The organism is Ensifer sp., from assembly GCF_035999185.1.
Classification (GTDB): domain Bacteria; phylum Pseudomonadota; class Alphaproteobacteria; order Rhizobiales; family Rhizobiaceae; genus Ensifer.
The window spans coordinates 1-18160 of record NZ_DASYHB010000056.1 but is presented as its reverse complement, the minus strand read 5'-3'; the positions used below and the strand labels follow the sequence as shown (position 1 = coordinate 18160).

Annotated in this window: 16 protein-coding genes; 14 read left to right on the top strand and 2 right to left on the bottom strand. The window is 62.7% G+C overall.

Features of this window, described 5'->3' with window-relative positions:
- Window positions 1-39 precede the first annotated feature (39 nt).
- Window positions 40-705, bottom strand: a complete 666-nt coding sequence (locus tag VGO04_RS05805) for a GntR family transcriptional regulator (RefSeq protein WP_327495013.1) — start codon at window positions 703-705, stop codon at window positions 40-42.
- Window positions 706-993: 288 nt separating this feature from the next.
- Here VGO04_RS05805 and VGO04_RS05800 point away from each other — a divergent pair, with 288 nt between their 5' ends.
- Together VGO04_RS05800 and VGO04_RS05795 are read left to right on the top strand one after the other, a co-directional pair.
- Window positions 994-1311: a hypothetical protein gene (locus tag VGO04_RS05800; protein ID WP_327495012.1), complete on the top strand. Its 318-nt coding sequence runs from the start codon at window positions 994-996 to the stop codon at window positions 1309-1311.
- A 503-nt stretch (window positions 1312-1814) separates the two neighbouring features.
- On the top strand, window positions 1815-2846 hold the full coding sequence (locus VGO04_RS05795) for a trans-3-hydroxy-L-proline dehydratase (RefSeq protein ID WP_327495011.1): 1032 nt from the start codon (window positions 1815-1817) through the stop codon (window positions 2844-2846).
- Between the two features lie 57 nt (window positions 2847-2903).
- Here the strand turns inward: VGO04_RS05795 and VGO04_RS05790 are convergent, their stop codons facing one another.
- A complete protein-coding gene (locus VGO04_RS05790) occupies window positions 2904-3524 on the bottom strand; it encodes a helix-turn-helix domain-containing protein (protein ID WP_327495010.1) in 621 nt (206 codons plus the stop codon).
- A 228-nt stretch (window positions 3525-3752) separates the two neighbouring features.
- Here VGO04_RS05790 and VGO04_RS05785 point away from each other — a divergent pair, with 228 nt between their 5' ends.
- The 12 genes from VGO04_RS05785 (at window position 3753) to VGO04_RS05730 (ending at window position 18094) form a co-directional block, all read left to right on the top strand.
- Window positions 3753-5333, top strand: coding sequence for an ABC transporter substrate-binding protein (locus tag VGO04_RS05785; RefSeq protein WP_327495009.1), 1581 nt, complete (start codon window positions 3753-3755; stop codon window positions 5331-5333).
- 63 nt (window positions 5334-5396) lie between these two features.
- A complete protein-coding gene (locus tag VGO04_RS05780) occupies window positions 5397-6338 on the top strand; it encodes an ABC transporter permease (RefSeq protein ID WP_327495008.1) in 942 nt (313 codons plus the stop codon).
- Window positions 6335-7204: an ABC transporter permease gene (locus VGO04_RS05775; protein ID WP_327495007.1), complete on the top strand. Its 870-nt coding sequence runs from the start codon at window positions 6335-6337 to the stop codon at window positions 7202-7204. The genes VGO04_RS05780 and VGO04_RS05775 overlap by 4 nt, the downstream gene beginning before the upstream one ends.
- 1 nt (window position 7205) lies before the next feature.
- The gene (locus VGO04_RS05770; RefSeq protein WP_327495006.1) at window positions 7206-8219 is read left to right on the top strand and encodes an ABC transporter ATP-binding protein; all 1014 of its coding nucleotides are present in this window, start codon (window positions 7206-7208) and stop codon (window positions 8217-8219) included.
- Between the two features lie 2 nt (window positions 8220-8221).
- Complete coding sequence (locus VGO04_RS05765) at window positions 8222-9229, top strand: ABC transporter ATP-binding protein (RefSeq protein ID WP_414650515.1); 1008 nt, start codon at window positions 8222-8224, stop codon at window positions 9227-9229.
- 25 nt (window positions 9230-9254) lie between these two features.
- Window positions 9255-11057 carry an aminopeptidase P family protein gene (locus VGO04_RS05760; RefSeq protein ID WP_327495004.1) on the top strand — a complete coding sequence of 601 codons (1803 nt, stop codon included), beginning with the start codon at window positions 9255-9257 and terminating at the stop codon, window positions 11055-11057.
- A gap of 223 nt (window positions 11058-11280) precedes the next feature.
- Window positions 11281-12012, top strand: coding sequence for a DeoR family transcriptional regulator (locus tag VGO04_RS05755; RefSeq protein WP_327495003.1), 732 nt, complete (start codon window positions 11281-11283; stop codon window positions 12010-12012).
- A 178-nt stretch (window positions 12013-12190) separates the two neighbouring features.
- Complete coding sequence (gene deoC, locus VGO04_RS05750) at window positions 12191-13204, top strand: deoxyribose-phosphate aldolase (protein ID WP_327495002.1); 1014 nt, start codon at window positions 12191-12193, stop codon at window positions 13202-13204.
- A 5-nt stretch (window positions 13205-13209) separates the two neighbouring features.
- Window positions 13210-15594, top strand: coding sequence for an aldehyde dehydrogenase family protein (locus tag VGO04_RS05745; RefSeq protein WP_327495001.1), 2385 nt, complete (start codon window positions 13210-13212; stop codon window positions 15592-15594).
- Between the two features lie 135 nt (window positions 15595-15729).
- Complete coding sequence (locus VGO04_RS05740) at window positions 15730-16182, top strand: RbsD/FucU family protein (RefSeq protein WP_327495000.1); 453 nt, start codon at window positions 15730-15732, stop codon at window positions 16180-16182.
- 107 nt (window positions 16183-16289) lie between these two features.
- Window positions 16290-17222 (top strand): ribokinase, encoded by a 933-nt coding sequence (gene rbsK / locus VGO04_RS05735; RefSeq protein ID WP_327494999.1) that lies wholly within the window; start codon window positions 16290-16292, stop codon window positions 17220-17222.
- Entirely contained in the window at window positions 17219-18094 is an 876-nt protein-coding gene (locus VGO04_RS05730; RefSeq protein ID WP_327494998.1) for a sugar ABC transporter permease, read from the top strand. Before rbsK ends, VGO04_RS05730 begins: the two co-directional genes overlap by 4 nt.
- The last annotated feature ends 66 nt before the right edge of the window (window positions 18095-18160 follow it).

Sequence of the window (18160 nt, the reverse complement as noted above, 5' to 3'; positions counted from 1 at the left end):
TATTATGACGGGAGCGCCGGCTTGCCTGGCGCGCGTCGTCTAGCCGCGCTGATCTCTGAGAAAGACAATCAGTGAGCGGCCGGCATCGAGGATGTGGTCGCGCGTCAGGGCACTGGCGCGCTCGGCGTCGCGGGCGAGACAGGCCTCGAGGATTGCCTTGTGTTCGCGGCGTGCGCGGTCAATGCCCGAAGTTAACGTCAGCTGCGCCCTCAGGTAGCGGTCGATGCGGTCGAGCGAGGCGCGCACGATCTGCAGATAGTATGGACGGCGGGCGGCCTCGTAGAGACTGTAGTGGAAGTTGCGGTTGATCTCGCCCCAGTGGTCGGCGTTTTCCTCCCGCTCGAATTCCTCGCAGTGCCGGCGTGCCAGCTCGATGGTCCGGCGGTCGAGATTGGGCACGGCGAGCCGAATAACTTCGGCCTCGATCAGCGCCCGGAACTCGAAGATCTCTTCGATCTCCTCGATCGACAGACCCGCGACGACCGCGCCCTTGTAGCGCTCCGTGGTGATCAGGCCGTGCTGTTCGAGACGGGAAAGCGCTTCGCGCACCGGAATGCGGCTGGTGTTGAACATCTGAGCGATGTGGTCCTGGCGCAAGTTCTCGCCTTCGGCGAGATCGCCTTCGATGATCGCCTTGCGCAGGGCCTCATATACGATATCGGCGGCTGAGGCGGCCTGCCTGACGTCGACGGCATCGAGTTTCATCGTGTCCAACCCTGCTGGCCATGCCGCGCGGGCTGGCGAATTCGAAGCGCGCTGGCGCTGCTTTTTCAACGGTCATAGGTCCAATCCGGTTGCCGGGCAACAGCGCCTGTGCCTGAAAGCTGTCGCCGTCCTGATGCTGGCGCGTCTCCTTCGAGTGGAATGCGGATTGCCTGGGACACAAAACACAACGCAGAAGGTCAAGTATTCCGCGCGAAATACTTGACCTTCTGCGTTACGACCATTCTTCTAGGCACGTATCCCAAGAATGGAACTTCGCATGGATGGTCGATGAGTGAGATCCAGAACAAATCCGTGGCACTTGTGACGCAGATTGAAGGCGCGCTTGCCGATGTGTCGCCGTCAGATCGCGCCCAGTCGTTTCTCGAAAGATCGCTGGACCTCTATTTTGCGCTCGGAGGCCCACCGGAAGCAGCCGCCAAGCTCGTGACGCAGGCCCGCAGCCGTGCGCAGCTACGGGTGGAATCGGCCGTTGCCAATGTGGTCATCGAGCTTGCAGCCGCCAGCCACCTCAGCGACATCGACATGATCCAGGCCGCTTACAACCGCCTCGACGTCGAGCTCAAAGCAGAGCGTTCAAAGAAGTAGATCGTCCTCAACGGCGGGATTGGCCCAGGTTTTTCCGGGTCTCCTCGGCTGCGCCATATAAAGTTGGCGTGGCGGGGATTTGCTGTGAGTGTCGCGCTCGCTCCCGCGGCGTCGCTCTTGTCGCGCCTGGAAACCTTAGGCGGGCCAGCCGTTGAAACTCCATTCGTGTCGTCCTCGATGGCACCGCCTCGGGTCTTCGACCAGGAGCGAATTGATCACTGCGATCACCACACTTCTTAACCCGAATGGAGCGACAGGCTCCAGTGACGCCGGAGTATTCTCACTTGCGCGCTTTCAAAGTCGTGGGCGAGGGGCAGATAATGCCTGATGAAGCGGGTTATCAGAATCTGGATTGTATATTGGATCCAATTTTTCTATGAGTCTGTTCGGCCGAAGTGGCGTGGTCGCGCTGTCGTCAACGGCCAGTGTGGGAATGACGTCGATGCGCAGCGCAACGGTGCGTCCCCGGTGGCCTCCGGCCACCACCATGGAAGGAGAAAGGCATGCGCAGCAACAAGGTCGTCCATATCGTTTCCTGCCACGCGGAGGGGGAAGTCGGCGACGTCATCGTCGGTGGTGTCGCGCCGCCGCCAGGCAATACGCTCTGGGAGCAGCGCCGCTTCATCGCGGAAGACCAGACGCTGCGCAATTTCGTGCTGAATGAGCCGCGGGGTGGCGTCTTCCGCCACATCAACCTGCTCGTGCCGCCGAAGGATCCGCGCGCGACGATGGGCTTCATCATCATGGAGCCGGAAGATACGCCGCCGATGTCCGGCTCCAACTCGATCTGCGTGTCCACCGTGCTGCTCGACAGCGGCATCGTGCCGATGCAGGAGCCGGAAACGCGCATGGTGCTGGAAGCGCCGGGCGGGCTCGTCAACGTCGTTGCTCAATGCCGCAACGGCAAAGCCGAGCGCATCACCGTCACCAACGTTCCGTCCTTCGCCGACAAGCTCGATGCCAAACTCGAAGTCGAGGGCCTGGGTACGCTGACGGTGGACACGGCCTATGGCGGCGACAGCTTTGTCATCACCGACGCGCGGGCGCTCGGCTTTTCCGTGACGCCGGATGAGGCGCGCGAACTCGCCGAAACCGGGATCAAGATCACCCGCGCGGCCAACGAGCAACTGGGCTTTACCCACCCGGAAAACCCGGAATGGAACCATATCTCCTTCTGCCAGCTGACGATGCCCGTCGAAGAGAAGGACGGCATTCTGCACGGCCGCAACACCGTCGTCATCCAGCCGGCTAAGCTCGATCGCTCGCCGACGGGCACCGGCTGCTCGGCGCGCATGGCCGTGCTGCACGCCCGCGGCGTGATGAAAGTTGGCCAGCGTTTCGACGGCCATTCGATTATCGATTCGACGTTCAATTGCCGTATCGCCGGCGAAACGACGGTCGGTGGCCGCCCGGCGATCGTGCCGGAAATCTCCGGTCGCGCCTGGATCACCGGAACCCATCAGGTGATGCTCGATCCGGCAGATCCGTGGCCCGGCGGCTACCAGCTCGCCGACACCTGGCCGCGCAAGCAGTAAAGCGACACAATGCGGGCCGTACCATGCGGCCCGCATTTGGGGCTTTGCGGCAGCGCCTCAATCTTCCTTGATGATCCGGGTGGTGCCGACCCACAGCTCCCGCGCCGGACCCGCACCGACATTGCGGGCGCGGTGCGGCAAGGAGGCCGGGAAGTGCAGGGTATCGCCGGCCTTGAGCAGGTATTCCTTGCCATCGATCTCGTAGAGCATCTCGCCATCGATCAGATAGAGGAAGTCCTCGCCGTCGTGGCTGGTGAGTTCAGACGCATAGCCCGCGGGCATGTGGGTGATGCAGCCGTTAAGCGCAGCGCCCGGAAAGCCGCGCTCGATCAATTCGTAGACACGCTCCTTGGTCTCGACATTGTAGCCCGGCCGCTCGCCGGCATGAGACACCATCGAGTGCCCATGCTGCGGTGGCTGCGACAGAAACGTGTCGACACTGGTGCCGAGCGCATTGGCGACGTTGTACAGCGAGATCAACGACGGGGTGGAAATGCCGCGTTCGATCTGGCTGATGAAGCCCTCAGTCAGGCCCGCCTCTCGCGCCACGTCCTTCATGGTCTTGCCGATTTCCTTGCGGCGGGCGCGCAGCATCTGGCCGAGCGATGCCGTCGTCGAGGCTTCGGGGAGGGAAGCGCCTTCGGAAACTTGAGGCGCCTCTTTCGTCTTCAGGGGCATGATTTTCTTTCCGCTTGACTCGCGTCTATCGATGTACTTTAGTCCAACTAAAGTTGGTTCGGCAACCCGATCACATCGGACGCGGCACCTTCTTGACAAGGGGAACTACAAGAACGCTTTCGCGGCAATCCGTCGGCGGCAAAAATCATTGAGAAAAATTGGATCCAATATCCAATTAACGCGCTCGGCGCGCGATGGATGACGGCTGCGGTCAAAAGGAGGAGTGAGATGAAACGTATATTGCCTATCGTGCTCAGCGCGACGTTTGGACTTCTGGCCGCCACCACCTCGGCGCTCGCGATCGAACGCGGCGGCGCGATGACGTTTGCGCGCTATGACGATTCAACCGTGATCGATCCCGTCTATGCGGACCGCAATCCCGATCTCTGGATGGTGAATGGTCTTTACGAAACGCTGCTACGCAACAGCCCGGACGGTTCGATCGTCGCGGGCCTCGCCGAAGCGCATGAAGTCTCGTCTGACGGCAAGACCATCACGCTGGCGCTGAGGAGTGGGCTCAAGTTTTCCGACGGATCGGACCTGACCGGTGCCGATGTCGTCTTCTCGCTCGATCGGGCGCGCAACGCCGATCTCGGTCCCTGGGCGGGCCTGCTCGGCGCAGTCGACAAGGTGACGGCCGAAGGCAACAAGATCACCGTATCGCTGAAGAACCCCGACCCGACGATCATCTCGATCCTTGCGACCTTCAACACCGGCATCATGCCGAAGGCGGCCTTCGAAAAGGCGGCAGGTGCCACCGACCAGGAAAAGGCGCGTGCCTTCTTCGCAGCCGGCCCGGTGACGTCTGGTCCGTTTGTCATGAAGAGCCATGTACAGGGCTCGAGCATGAGCTTCGAGCGCAACCCGAACTATTGGCGCCAGGGTGAAGACGGCAAGCCGCTGCCCTATCTCGACCGAGTGGAATTCCTCGTCATTCCCGATGACGCCACCCGCATTCTCAAGCTTCAGGCCGGCGAAGTCGATGCAGCCGAGTTCATTCCGTTCGCCCGCGTCGGCGAGCTTGGTGCCGACCCCAATCTGAAGATGGAGCTTTTCCCGTCGACCCGCATCGTCTACGCGCCGATCAATACGCGCGAAGCGAAAAAGGATGGCGAAAAGAACCCGCTTGCCGACGTCAAGGTTCGCCAGGCGCTGAACTATGCGACCGACAAGAACGTCCTGATCAAGCTTGTGACTTTCGATACCGGCAAGCCGATGACGTCGCTGATGTCGGCGGCGACCCAGCTTCACTACGGGCCCGAACCGCTCTACCCCTATGATCCGGAAAAGGCGAAGCAGCTGCTGGCCGAAGCCGGTCTGAGTGCCGGCTTCGAGGTGAAACTCACGACGCTTGCCGGCAGCGCCGATGACGCGACGCTGTTTACCGCCCTCCAGCAGATGTGGGCGCCGCTCGGCGTCAGCCTCAAGGTCGAACAGGTCGACAACCCGACCCGCGGCGAGAAGAACCGCTCCGGCGACTTCGACATCCACACGTACGGTTGGGCGAATGACGTCAACGATCCGGCGCAGGTGACCGGCTGGCTCGGCTACTACAAGCAGCGTCAAGCTGTCGGCACCGGTTGGAACAATCAGGAGTTCAACACGCTGTTTGAAGCCTCCAACATCGAGACCGATCCGGCCAAGCGCAAGGACGAATACAAGCGCATGCAGGAAATCTATGCGGCGGAAGCGCCGTTGCTCTTCCTGTTCGAGACGCCGTTCGCCGTCGCCGTCTCGAAGTCTATCGAGGGCTATGTGCAGACGCCGCTCGGCGCCAACGACTTCTCGGAAGCCTGGCGCGCCGACTGATAACGCAACGGTTCCCGGAAGCCCCGCGCTTCGCCGCGCGGCTTCCGGCTGAAGGTTGGATCCATGCCCTCACTTTCCTATCTTGTGGCGCGGCTGCTGCAGATCATCCCGACGTTCCTGCTGGTGATGGTCTTCATCTTCCTGCTCGTGCGCCTTTTGCCGGGTGATCCGGCCATCGCCATGGCCGAGGCCAAAGCGACCGATGCCCAGCTTGAGCAGATCCGTCAGAATCTCGGGCTGGATCAACCGCTGCCGGTGCAGTTCCTTGTGTTCGTCAAGAACACGCTCACCGGCGATCTCGGCCGCTCGATCATGCTGAAGGCGCCGGTCAGCGAAATCATCCTCGCGCGGCTGCCGACGACGATCTTCCTGGCACTCTATTCGGTGGCGCTCGCCATTATCCTTGCCGGTCCGCTCGCGTTTCTTGCGGCCTCGCGAGTGAACAGTCCCGTGGATGTCGCCATTCGCAGCATCTTCCAGGTCGGGCTTTCCATGCCCGTCTTCTACATCGGGCTGCTGCTTCTAACCGTGCTTGCCGCGCAACTGCGCTGGTTCCCGGTTGGCGGCTACGGCAAGACCTTTCTCGCCAATCTCTACCACCTGATCCTGCCGGCCTTGAGTGTCGCGCTCTATACGTCGGCCATCATCCTGCGCAATCTGCGCGCCTCGCTGATCGAGGTGCTCGACGCCGACTATGTCCAGTTCGCGCGGGCCAAAGGTCTTTCACCGCGGATCATCATGACCCGGCACGTGTTGCGCAACGCGCTCGTCTCCACCGTGACCCTTCTGGGGCTTTCGATCGGCAACCTGATGAGCGGAACTCTGGTGACCGAGACCGTCTTTGCCATTCCAGGCGTCGGCCGGCTGATGCTGGAAGCGATATTTGCCCGCGACTACCCGCTGATCCAGGGCCTGACGCTGACCTTCGCCGTGCTCGTCTCCGTCGTCTTCCTGCTAACGGATGTCGTGCAGTCCTGGCTCGATCCGAGGCTTCGCCAATCATGAGCGCCATCTCGCAATCCCATTCGCAGACGGCGGGGCGGCTCGCGGCCTTTCTCGCACGTGCCTTTGCCCGCCCATCCTTCGTCGTCGGAATCGCCATCCTTGGCCTGTCTCTGGCGCTCGCGCTCTTTCCTCAGGTCTTTGCGCCTTACGATCCGCTCGCCTTCGATCTTCAGGCGATGCAGCAGGGGCCGAGCCTCGCCCATCCCTTCGGCACCGACAATTTCGGTCGTGATGTGCTCTCACGCGTCATCTGGGCCTATCGCGTCGACATGCAGATGGCGTTTTTCGCGACGATTTTCGCGCTTCTGATCGGGCTCACCGTTGGCGCCTTCGTTGGTTACTACGGCGGCATCGCCGACGTGATCTTCGGCCGCTGCGTCGATGCGATCATCACCTTTCCCTTTCTGGTGCTGGTGATCGCCATCGTCGCCGTGCTCGGCCCCGGCCTCGTCAACATGTATGTGGCGATCACCGCGGTGAACTGGGTCTACTACGCCCGGCTGACCCGCGCCGAAATCATGGCGCAGAAGGCCAACGACTACGCCGCCGCCGGCCGGGTGCTCGGCTATTCCGATCGGCGCATCATCTTCCGTCATCTGCTTCCGAACGCGATATCGCCGATCATCGTCTACTGGATGACCGACATGGCGCTCGCCATTCTGCTCGGCTCGTCGCTCGGCTATCTCGGGCTTGGCGCCCAGCCGCCGGCGGCCGAATGGGGCGTGCTGATCGCCGAGGGCCGCAACTTCCTGATGACGGCCTGGTGGATGAGCCTGATGCCCGGCATCGCCATTGTCTTGACCGGGCTCGGCTTCAGCCTCGTCGGCGATGCCCTTGCCGATCTGCTTCGACCGAAAGGACGCTGAGATGGCAACACGAAGAAAATCGATCGTGCTCGACGTCAAGCATCTGCGCACCGAGTTCGGCACGCGCGAGCGGCCACTGGTTGCCGTTGACGATGTCTCGTTTCAGGTGGGGCAAGGCGAGATTCTAGGCCTCGTCGGCGAATCTGGCTCCGGCAAGAGCATCACGCTGCGCTCTATCCTCGGCATCGTCAGGCCGCGCGGTCGCGTCGCCGGCGAAATCCGCTGGAATGGCCAGGATCTCGTCTCGCTTTCCGAGAAGCAACTCCGGCGTATTCGCGGCCGCGAAATCGCGATGATCTTCCAGGAGCCGATGTCATCGCTCAATCCGCTGTTGCCTGTTGGCCTGCAGATTTCGGAAAACCTTGTCGCCCATACGGACCTCGACGCCAAGGCGAGGAAGGCGCGGGCAATCGAGCTTCTTGAACTGGTTGGCATCCCGGCTGCCCGCAATCGTCTCGACGATTTCCCGCACGAGTTTTCCGGCGGCATGCGGCAGCGGGTGATGATTGCGATTGCGCTGGCCTCCAATCCGAAACTGCTTTTGGCCGACGAGCCGACGACCGCGCTCGACGTGACGATCCAGGACCAGATCCTAAGGCTGATCCAGCAGCTCAGCCGCGATCTCGGCATGGCCGTGATCCTCGTCACCCACGACATGGGTGTGGTGGCTGAAACCTGTGACCGCGTCGCCGTCATGTATGGCGGACGGCTCTGCGAAATCGGACAGACGGCGGATGTGATCGCCGATGCGCGCCATCCTTATTCACTGGGGCTGTTGCGCTCGATCCCGCGCGATGTCGCGCCGCGAACGCCCCTCTATTCCATCCCCGGCGCGCCTCCGGCGCTGAATGCGCTTCCGCCTGGCTGCGCCTTCAGTGCGCGCTGTCCGGTTGCCGGTGCCGAGTGTCCCGAGGTTCGGCCGGGGCTGCAGAGCATCGGCGGGCTGCGCCAGGTCGCATGCCATCATCTCGGAGACGCTCAAGCGCACTTCAGACCGCGGGAGGCGGCACAATGACCATGCCAGCTTCAGCAATCGCGTCGCCTTTGCTCTCGCTTCGCGCGCTGACCATGCGCTTCGAAAAGCGCCGTTCTCTCTCCGATGCGCTGGCGCAGCGACCTCATCAGGTCGTCTCGGCGGTCAATGGCGTCGACCTGGACGTCATGCCCGGCGAGACGCTGGGGATTGTCGGAGAATCCGGCTGTGGCAAGTCCACGCTCGCGCGCCTGATCGCCGGGCTGCATCGCCCGACATCAGGCGACATCCTGTTTGAAGGCGAAAGCGTCGTCGGCCTCAAGGGTGTGCGACGGCGCGCCTATAACCGGCGCGTCCAGATGATGTTTCAGGACCCGTATTCCTCGCTCAACCCGCGCATGACCGTGCGCGACACGTTGCGCGAAGCGATATCCGTTCATCGCATGCGCGAGGGAGCCGCGATCGACCGGCGCGTCGATGAGTTGCTGGACCTCGTCCGGCTACCCGAAGGGGCGGCCGACAAGTATCCGCACGAGTTTTCGGGCGGGCAGCGCCAGCGGATCGGCATCGCCCGGGCACTGTCGTTGGAGCCAACCTGCCTGGTTGCCGACGAACTGGTTTCGGCGCTCGACGTTTCGGTGCAGGCGCAGGTGGTCAATCTGCTGATCGAGCTCCAGGACGACTTGGGGCTGACCGTGCTGTTCGTGGCGCACGACCTTCGCCTCGTCCGCCACGTCTCGCACCGCGTCGCCGTCATTTATCTGGGCGGGATCGTCGAGATCGGTCCTTCGGAAGCGCTGTTCTCAAGGCCGATGCATCCCTATTCCAGGGGCTTGCTCGCCGCAGCGCCTTCGCTCGATACGGGCGCCAGGCGTCGCGCGCCGGCGCTTGTCGGCGAGTTGCCAAGCCCGCTTGCCATTCCGCCCGGTTGCCCCTTCCACGTGCGCTGCCCCCACGCCACCGAACTTTGCCGCCGCGAAAAACCGGCACTGCGACCGGTCGGCGCCGGCATGACCGCCTGCCATTTCGCCGACACAATCGGCGACGCCTGAAACACCACTCGACAGGAAAGACATCATGGATACGAGAGCAAGGCCGGCCATCTCCGGCCGGATCGGCGCGCTGCGGCGCAAGCTTGTGGAAGCCGGGCTCGACGGTTACGTCGTGCCGCGGTTCGACGAGCACCAGGGCGAATACTGCGCGCCGCACGACAACCGCCTGGCCTTCGTCAGCGGTTTTACCGGCTCTGCCGGGGTTGCGATCGTCATGCGTGACCGCGCTGCCATCTTCGTCGATGGTCGCTACCAAGTGCAGGTGCGCGACGAGGTGGATCTTGAGACCTTTGCGATTGAACATTTCTATGATGCGCCGTTGAAAGATTGGCTGCGCACCAATCTGCGCAAGGGCGAGCGTGTCGGTTTCAACGCCATGCTTTTGCCTTCGACCTGGGACGCGGACTGCGGCCAGTCGGTGGCAGAGGCGGGTGGCGTCTGGACGCCGGTCGACGAAGATCTCGTCGATGCGATCTGGACGGATCAGCCGGAAAAGCCGCTCGGCAAGATCATGGCCTTTCCCGTCGCCTACTCCGGCGAAAGCGTCGCCGACAAGAAGCGCCGGATTGCTGCCATGCTGGCGGAGCAGGGGGCAGACGTACTCATTGAAGCACAACCGGACAACATCTCGTGGTTCCTCAACGTTCGCGGTCGCGACGTTGCCTTCAACCCCATGCCGCACTCCTTCCTGATCTTCGACCGGCATGGCAAGACGGAATGGCTGGTCGATCATCGCAAGCTGCCGAACGATCTTTCGGGGTTCGAGCTCGACGATGTCGCGATCGCCGAACCCGGCCGGTTGCTCGCCCGCGTCAAGGCAATGACTGCCGGTCGCACGGCACTGATCGATCCGGGCTTTGCGCCTTCGGCCGCGGCTCATGCGACTCGGGCGGCGGGAGGGACCGTGCAGCTGGCGCGCAGCCCGATCACGCTTGCCAAGATGCACAAGAATGCCACCGAGCTCGCCGGTTTCCGCGATTGCCACCGCCTCGACGGTGCCGCCTGGATCCGCTTTTTCGCCTGGCTTGAACAGAATGCCGCGGAGCGGGATGCAAGCGGCAGGCCGGTGAGCGAGCTGGAAGCGGAGGACCGCATTCTCGCCTACCGGCAGATGGACGAGTGCTTTGTCGAACCGAGCTTCCGATCGATCTCGGCGGCAGGCGGTCACGCGGCCATGTGCCACTACGCGGCGACGAACGAGAGCAGCGCGCCGATCAGAACGGGCGGCGTCTATCTGCTTGACAGCGGTGGGCAGTATCTGACGGGCACCACCGACGCGACCCGCACGACTGCGATCGGCCCCGTCAGCGACGAGATCCGGCGCGCCTATACGGCGGTGCTGAAGGGGCTGATTTCCATGGTGACGCTCAAGTTCCCCAAGGGAACGTATGGGCACCAGCTCGACGCTTTCGCGCGCCGTCCGCTCTGGGATCTCGGGCTCGATTACGATCATGGCACTGGCCATGGCGTTGGACATTTCCTGTCCGTCCACGAGCAGCCGCAGCGCTTTGATCGCCGTGTCAACGCGATCGAGTTGACGCCTGGCATGGTGACGACGATCGAGCCCGGCTACTACAAGGCCGGCGCCTACGGCATCCGCATCGAGAACCAGGTGGAGGTGGTGGACGACGGCGACGGCTTCTTCAGCTTCCGCAGCCTGACGCTGGTCCCGATCGACATGCGGTTGGCTGAGGTCGAATTGCTGACACCCGCCGAGCGCCGTTGGGTCGATGCCTATCACCGGCGTGTCGTGCAGGAAGTGGACAGCATGCTCGATAGCGAATCCCTCAGCTGGCTGGCGGACAGAACCGTGCCGATAGCAGGCTGATTGCCGCGCTCATCGACGCATTGGCGGCGCAAATGCATCTTCGGACGGTGGGTCATCGATCCGCCGTCTTGCTTTTGTGGGAGCGGTATTTTGCAATTGCTCCTCGCTGCGATTCTCAGCCGGTGTGAGACCTCTTGCTCGCGGGTGAGGATTTGTGATAATTTTCACAAATACTGTTCCGCCCTGCAAAAATGGCGAATACGACCCGGACACGGAAGAAATCATGGTCAGCCGCAAGACAGCCCGCATCATACAGCTTGCCGACGCGCTTTCCGGACGCCGGGTGCTGCATCTGCGCGACGCCGCAGCCTTGCTTGGCGTCTCGGAAATGACCATTCGCCGCGATGTTGCCGACAACCCGGGCCAGTTCGCCTTTCTCGGCGGGCATATTGTTCCTGCGGGCGAAATCGAGCCTGATGCGCCCTATGAGCTTGCCCGTGAAGCCGACAGCCACGCCTCCGCCAAGCGTGACGCCTGTGTGCATGCGGCCCGCCACATTCGGCCCGACGAGACGATCTTTATCGATTGCGGCACGACGCTCGAGTATCTCGTCGATCTTATCCCGGAGAATTATTCAATTACTGCAGTGTGTTACTCGCTAAACGTGGCGGAAAAGCTGACGCACAAGCCGAACGTGCGGATCGTCATGCTGGGTGGTGTCTATCATCCGTCCTCGGCCTCATTTTCCGGTAACTCCGGGCTGGAGACGCTCGATTCGCTCGGCATCAACGTTGCCTTTCTCTCTGCAGCCGGTGTTGATCCGGGCAGGGGCGCCACCTGCGTTCATTTCCACGAAGTGTCGGTGAAGCAGAAGGTCATCGCACTCGCTCGCGAGAGTCACCTCGTCATCGACTTGAGCAAGATCGGCAAGCTGAAGCCAGCGTTCTTTGCGCCCCTTCGCGTCTTTCGCTCTATCATCACAGAAGAGGGCGAGACCCTCGTGCCGGCGCAGTAATCGCGGGTCGATCAAAAATATTACGAATTCGTCAAAATCCCGGCGCTTCGCTTGACACCCTCAATATTTGATGGAATAGTCACAAAAAATCGGTAGAAAAATAACAAAATTGACGATCTCCACGGCTGCGCCTTGGGTGTAGAGTTGTGCCGTGACAGGGAGTTCAAGGAGCCATCGCTTGGAAGACCTAGCTGTGAAATCAGGCGTGACGAAAGTCGCGCAATCGCCGGCCGCAGGCCATAACTGGCCGCGCAACAACGGCATCGATCTCGATCTTGGCTGGGTGCTGGATCAGCGCGTCAACCTGTCTGCCGCCGAGCGCCGCGTGGCGACCCTTCCCGGCCGTCGCACGGTGAAGAAGGACGCGCAGGCGGCCTGGTTGCTGAAGGCCGTGACCTGTATCGATCTGACGACGCTGAACGGTGATGATACGACCGAGCGCGTCAAGCGTCTTTGCGCCAAGGCGCGCCAGCCGGTGCGCCAGGACCTGCTCGACGCGCTTGGCATGGGCAGTCGCGGCATCACGACGGGTGCCGTCTGTGTCTACCACCGGTTCGTTTCAACCGCCGTCGAGGCCCTCGATGGCTCCGGTATTCCGGTTGCAGCAGTTTCCACCGGCTTTCCGGCCGGTCTCATTCCGCATGATGTCAAGCTGCGCGAGATCGAGGCTTCGGTCGCCGACGGCGCCAAGGAAATCGACATCGTCATTACCCGCGAGCATGTGCTCACCGGCAACTGGCAGGCGCTCTATGACGAGATGCGTGACTTCCGTGCCGCCTGCGGCGATGCCCATGTGAAAGCCATTCTCGCGACCGGCGACCTGAAGACGCTGCGCAACGTTGCCCGCGCTTCGCTCGTCTGCATGATGGCCGGTGCCGATTTCATCAAGACCTCGACCGGCAAGGAAGGCGTCAACGCCACGCTGCTGGTGACGCTCGTGATGCTGCGCATGATCCGAGCCTATCAGGAGCAGGCTGGCCTCAAGGTTGGTTACAAGCCGGCCGGTGGCATTTCTGCGGCGAAGGACATCCTGAACTATCAGTTCCTGATGAAGGATGAGCTGGGCCGCGAATGGCTTGAGCCGGATCTCTTCCGAATCGGCGCATCGAGCCTGCTTGCCGACATCGAGCGCCAGCTCGAACATCACGTGACCGGCGCCTACTCGGCCCTCAACCGACACCCGATTGGATGATCCCGATGACCGTCGCAAGGTATTTTGACGAAATGTCCTATGGTCCAGCACCGGAAGCCGACACGGAAGCCCGCCAGTGGCTGGCGCGTCACAAGGGTGAATTCGGCCACTTCATCAACGGCGCTTTCGTCGCGTCAGCCTCCGGCAAGACGTTCGAGACGAATGAGCCGGCCACCGGCAAGCTGCTTGCAAAGATCGCACTCGGCGGCGCCAAGGATGTCGACGATGCCGTCGCCGCGGCTCGCAAGGCGCAGGTTGCATGGGCGAAGCTGCCCGGACATGCCCGTGCCCGCCATCTCTATGCACTCGCCCGTATGATCCAGCGCCATGCGCGGCTGATCGCGGTGGTCGAGGCGATCGACAACGGCAAGCCGATCCGTGAAACCCGCGATATCGACGTGCCGCTCGCCGCCCGCCACTTCTATCACCATGCCGGCTGGGCTCAGCTGCAGGAAGCCGAGTTTGCCGATCAGGTCCCGGTCGGTGTCGTCGGCCAGGTCATCCCCTGGAATTTCCCGTTCCTGATGCTTGCCTGGAAGGTGGCCCCGGCGCTCGCGCTCGGCAACACCGTCATTCTCAAACCCGCGGAATTCACCCCGCTGACGGCGCTGCTCTTTGCGGAGCTTGCTGCCGCTGCCGGTCTGCCCGCAGGTGTGCTCAACGTCGTGACCGGCGAAGGCGATACCGGGGCGCTGATCGTCGAACATGCCGATATCGACAAGATCGCCTTTACCGGCTCGACCGAGGTCGGTCGCCTCATTCGCGAGCGCACGGCCGGCACCGGCAAGTCGCTGACGCTGGAGCTCGGTGGCAAGTCTCCCTTCATCGTCTTTGACGACGCCGATATCGATGGCGCTGTCGAGGGCGTGGTGGACGCGATCTGGTTCAACCAAGGTCAGGTCTGCTGCGCCGGTTCGCGCATCCTCGTACAGGAAGGCGCTGCACCGCTGTTTTACGAGCGGCTGAAGCGCCGCATGCAGACGCTGCGCGTTGGCCATCCGCTCGACAAGGCCATCGACATGGCGGCAATCGTCGCGCCGGTGCAGTTGCACCGGATCGAGAGCCTCGTTGCCAAGGGCGTCGCCGAAGGTGCGGTCCTGCATCAGCCGAAAATCGAACTGCCGAAGGGCGGCAGCTTCTATCCGCCGACGCTCCTGACCGGCGTACAGCCGACCTCGATCGTCGCCACCGAAGAAATCTTCGGGCCGGTCGCGGTGTCCATGACCTTCCGCACGCCGGAAGAAGCAATCCAGCTTGCCAACCACACGCGCTACGGCCTTGCGGCCAGCGTGTGGAGCGAAACGATCGGTCTCGCTCTGCATGTCGCAGCCAAGCTTGCCGCCGGCGTCGTCTGGGTCAATGCCACCAATCTGTTCGATGCGTCCGCCGGTTTTGGTGGCAAGCGCGAATCCGGCTTCGGCCGCGAGGGTGGCCGTGAAGGCTGCTACGAATATCTGAAGCCGAAGGCATGGCTCGGCCGCAAGCTGCGTCCTGCTGTTGCCGAACCGGTACTGAAGCCTGTCGCCGGCGATTTCGCCATGCCGACCGTCGATCGCACGGCAAAACTCTTCATCGGCGGCAAGCAGGCGCGGCCGGACGGCAACTATAACCGCAACGTGCTTTCGCCCAAGGGCAAGGTGCTCGGCGAAGTCGGCGAGGGCAACCGTAAGGACATCCGCAATGCGGTCGTGGCGGCGCAATCCGCATCGGGCTGGTCGTCGGCAACGACGCACAACCGCGCTCAAATCCTCTACTACATCGCTGAAAACCTGAGCGGCCGCGCCGACGAATTCGCCGACCGCATCGCGGCGATGACCGGTGCCTCTGCGGCCGCGGCCAAGGCCGAGGTCGAAGCCTCGATCGCCCGCCTTTTCACCTACGGCGCCTGGGCCGACAAATACGAAGGTGCGATCCACCAGCCGCCGCTTCGCGGCGTCGCACTGGCGATCCCCGAGGCGATCGGCGTCGTCGGCGTCATTTGCCCGCCGGAAGCGCCGCTTCTCGGCATGATCAGCCTCGTCGCGCCGCTGATTGCCACCGGCAACCGGGTCGTCGTTGTCCCGAGCGAGCCGCATCCGCTGGCAGCAACCGATTTCTACACGGTGCTGGAAACGTCTGACGTTCCGGCGGGTGTCGTCAACATCGTCACCGGTTCGGCGATCGAGCTGGCAAAGACGCTTGCAAGCCACAATGACGTCGATGCTCTCTGGGCATTCGGCACGCCGGAGCTGTCGACGCAGGTCGAGATGCTTTCGTCCGGCAACCTGAAGCGCACTTTTGTCGACTACGGCAAGGCGACGAACTGGCTCGATCGTGACGCTGCGGAAGGCCCGGCCTATCTGCGCCGTGCGACCGACGTCAAGAACATCTGGATCCCCTACGGCGAGTAGGGGACCCGCAACGCGCGGGGCGGGGGGAGCCGGCTCGCGCGATGGAGGGAATGAACGGTTAGGGAGACGCGTTTGTCCTGAAACGGAAAACGCCATGGTGCGGCCGCAACGGCATGGCGCCAGGAGGAGGACTGCATGCTGAAGAATATCGACCCCGCACTCAATGCCGACGTGCTGCACGCTCTCAGATCCATGGGGCACGGCGACACGCTGGTCATTTCCGACACCAATTTCCCCTCCGATGCCATTGCCCGCAAGACGACGCTCGGCACGCTGTTGCGCATCGACAACGTGTCGGCCGCGCGTGCCGTCGAAGCGGTGCTTTCCGTGCTGCCGCTCGACACGCCGCTTCAGCCGTCGGCAGGTCGCATGGAGGTGATGGGCGCGCCCGATGACGTTCTGCCGGTGCAGCAGGAAGTCCAGGCGGCAATCGATCGTGCCGAGAGCAAGTCGGCGCCGATGTACGGCATCGAACGCTTCAAGTTCTACGAAGAAGCCAAGAAAGCCTATTGCGTCATCACGACAGGCGAGACGCGGTTTTACGGCTGCTTCCTGTTCACAAAGGGCGTCATTCCGCCCAAGACCTGATTGACCGCCTGCGCGGTCGCCGCGCGGGCGAGACTTGCAGTTTGAAATCGCGAGAGATTGCCTGGGCACGCCGTTTCCTTGCGGTGCGGTCGCAGGGGGAGGCTTGAATGAAGACTGGTGTTTCGATCCTTGGCATTTTCGTCGCCGATACGGCCTATCTGGCGCGGCGTATGCCGGCCGTCGGTGAAACGATTACCGGCAGCGGCTTTTCGGTTGGTCCAGGCGGCAAGGGCTCGAACCAGGCGGTTGCAGCGGCAAGGGCGGGAAGCCCGGTTTCATTTATCTCCAAGCTCGGTCGCGACACCTTCGGCGAGATGGCTTTACGCACTTATGCCGAAGCCGGGGTGACGCCGAAGATCGTGCAGATGGATGATCTGCCGACGGGTGCCGCCTTCATTTACGTCAACGACCAGAACGGCGAAAACGCCATCATCGTCTATCCGGGTGCTGCCGGGTCGATCGGCGTCGACGATGTCGAGGCCGCGCGCGAGACGATAGAAGGTTCGCGCATCTTCGTGACCCAACTGGAGCAGCCGGTCGCGGCAGCCCAGCGTGCGCTCGAGATCGCCCATGCGGCCGGCGTCACCACCGTTTTCAATCCTGCACCGGCCGAACCGTTTCCGGATGCGATCTATCCGCTCTGCGACTACCTCGTGCCGAACGAGACCGAGGCGGCGGCGATCGTCGGCTTTGCGCTGTCGTCCGAGGACGACGTTCGCCGTGCCGGCGACGCGCTACTGAAGAAGGGTGCCAGAACCGCGCTGATCACACTCGGCGAACGCGGCGTGCTCTACCACAACCACGAGCAGTCGGTGCTGGTGCCAGCGATCACCAGTGGGCAGGTCATCGACACGACAGGGGCAGGCGACGCCTTTGTCGGCGGCTTTTCCGCTGCACTGGCTCGGGATCTTTCGCCGGTCGATGCCGTGCGCTTCGGTTGCGCCACGGCCGGCATCGCCGTCACGCGTCGCGGTACCGCGCCCGCCATGCCGACGCTTGCCGAAATCGAGGCGCTGCTTGCAAGAGGTCCGGCCGCATGACGCGCAACGATCCGATCAAGCACTTCTTCATCTGGCCAGCGCTGCTGATCGTCCTTTTGATCTCGATCTTCCCGCTGGTCTATTCGCTGACGACGAGCTTCATGAGCATGCGGCTCGTGCCGCCGACACCGGCGCGCTTCGTCGGCTTCGGCAATTACCTCGACCTTCTGCAGAACCCACGCTTCTGGCACGTGGCGGGCACGACGACGCTGATCGCCTTCATCTCCGTCGGTCTGCAATATGTCATCGGCCTCTCGGTGGCGCTGGCGTTGAATTCAAAGGTGCCGGGCGAGGGCATCTTCCGCGTGAGCTTCCTCTTGCCGATGCTGGTCGCGCCGGTTGCCGTGGCGCTGATCGCCCGACAGGTGCTCAACCCGACCATGGGGCCGCTCAACGAGGTCATGTCCGCGCTCGGATTTCCCAATCTGCCGTTCCTCACCCAGACGAGCTGGGCGCTCGGCTCGATCATCGCGGTCGAGGTCTGGCAATGGACGCCCTTCGTCATTCTGATGCTGCTCGCCGGGCTGCAGACCCTTCCTGACGATGTCTATGAGGCGGCGGCCCTCGAGAATGCCACGCCCTGGCAGCAGTTCCGCGACATCACCTTTCCCATGCTGTTGCCGATCTCGGTTGCCGTCGTCTTCATCCGGCTGATCGAGAGCTACAAGATCATCGATACCGTCTTCGTCATGACCGGCGGTGGACCAGGGATATCGACCGAGACGCTGACGCTGTTTGCGTACCAGGAAGGCTTCAAGAAGTTCAACCTCGGTTACACCTCGGCGCTTTCCTTCCTGTTCCTGATCGTCATCACCGTCATCGGCCTCGTCTATCTCGCCATCCTCAAGCCCTATCTGGAGAAGCACAAATGAGCGTGCGCACTCTCAAGGGAAAAGGGCGCTGGCTGGCGCTCGGCGGCTGCCTCATCTGGCTCGCCA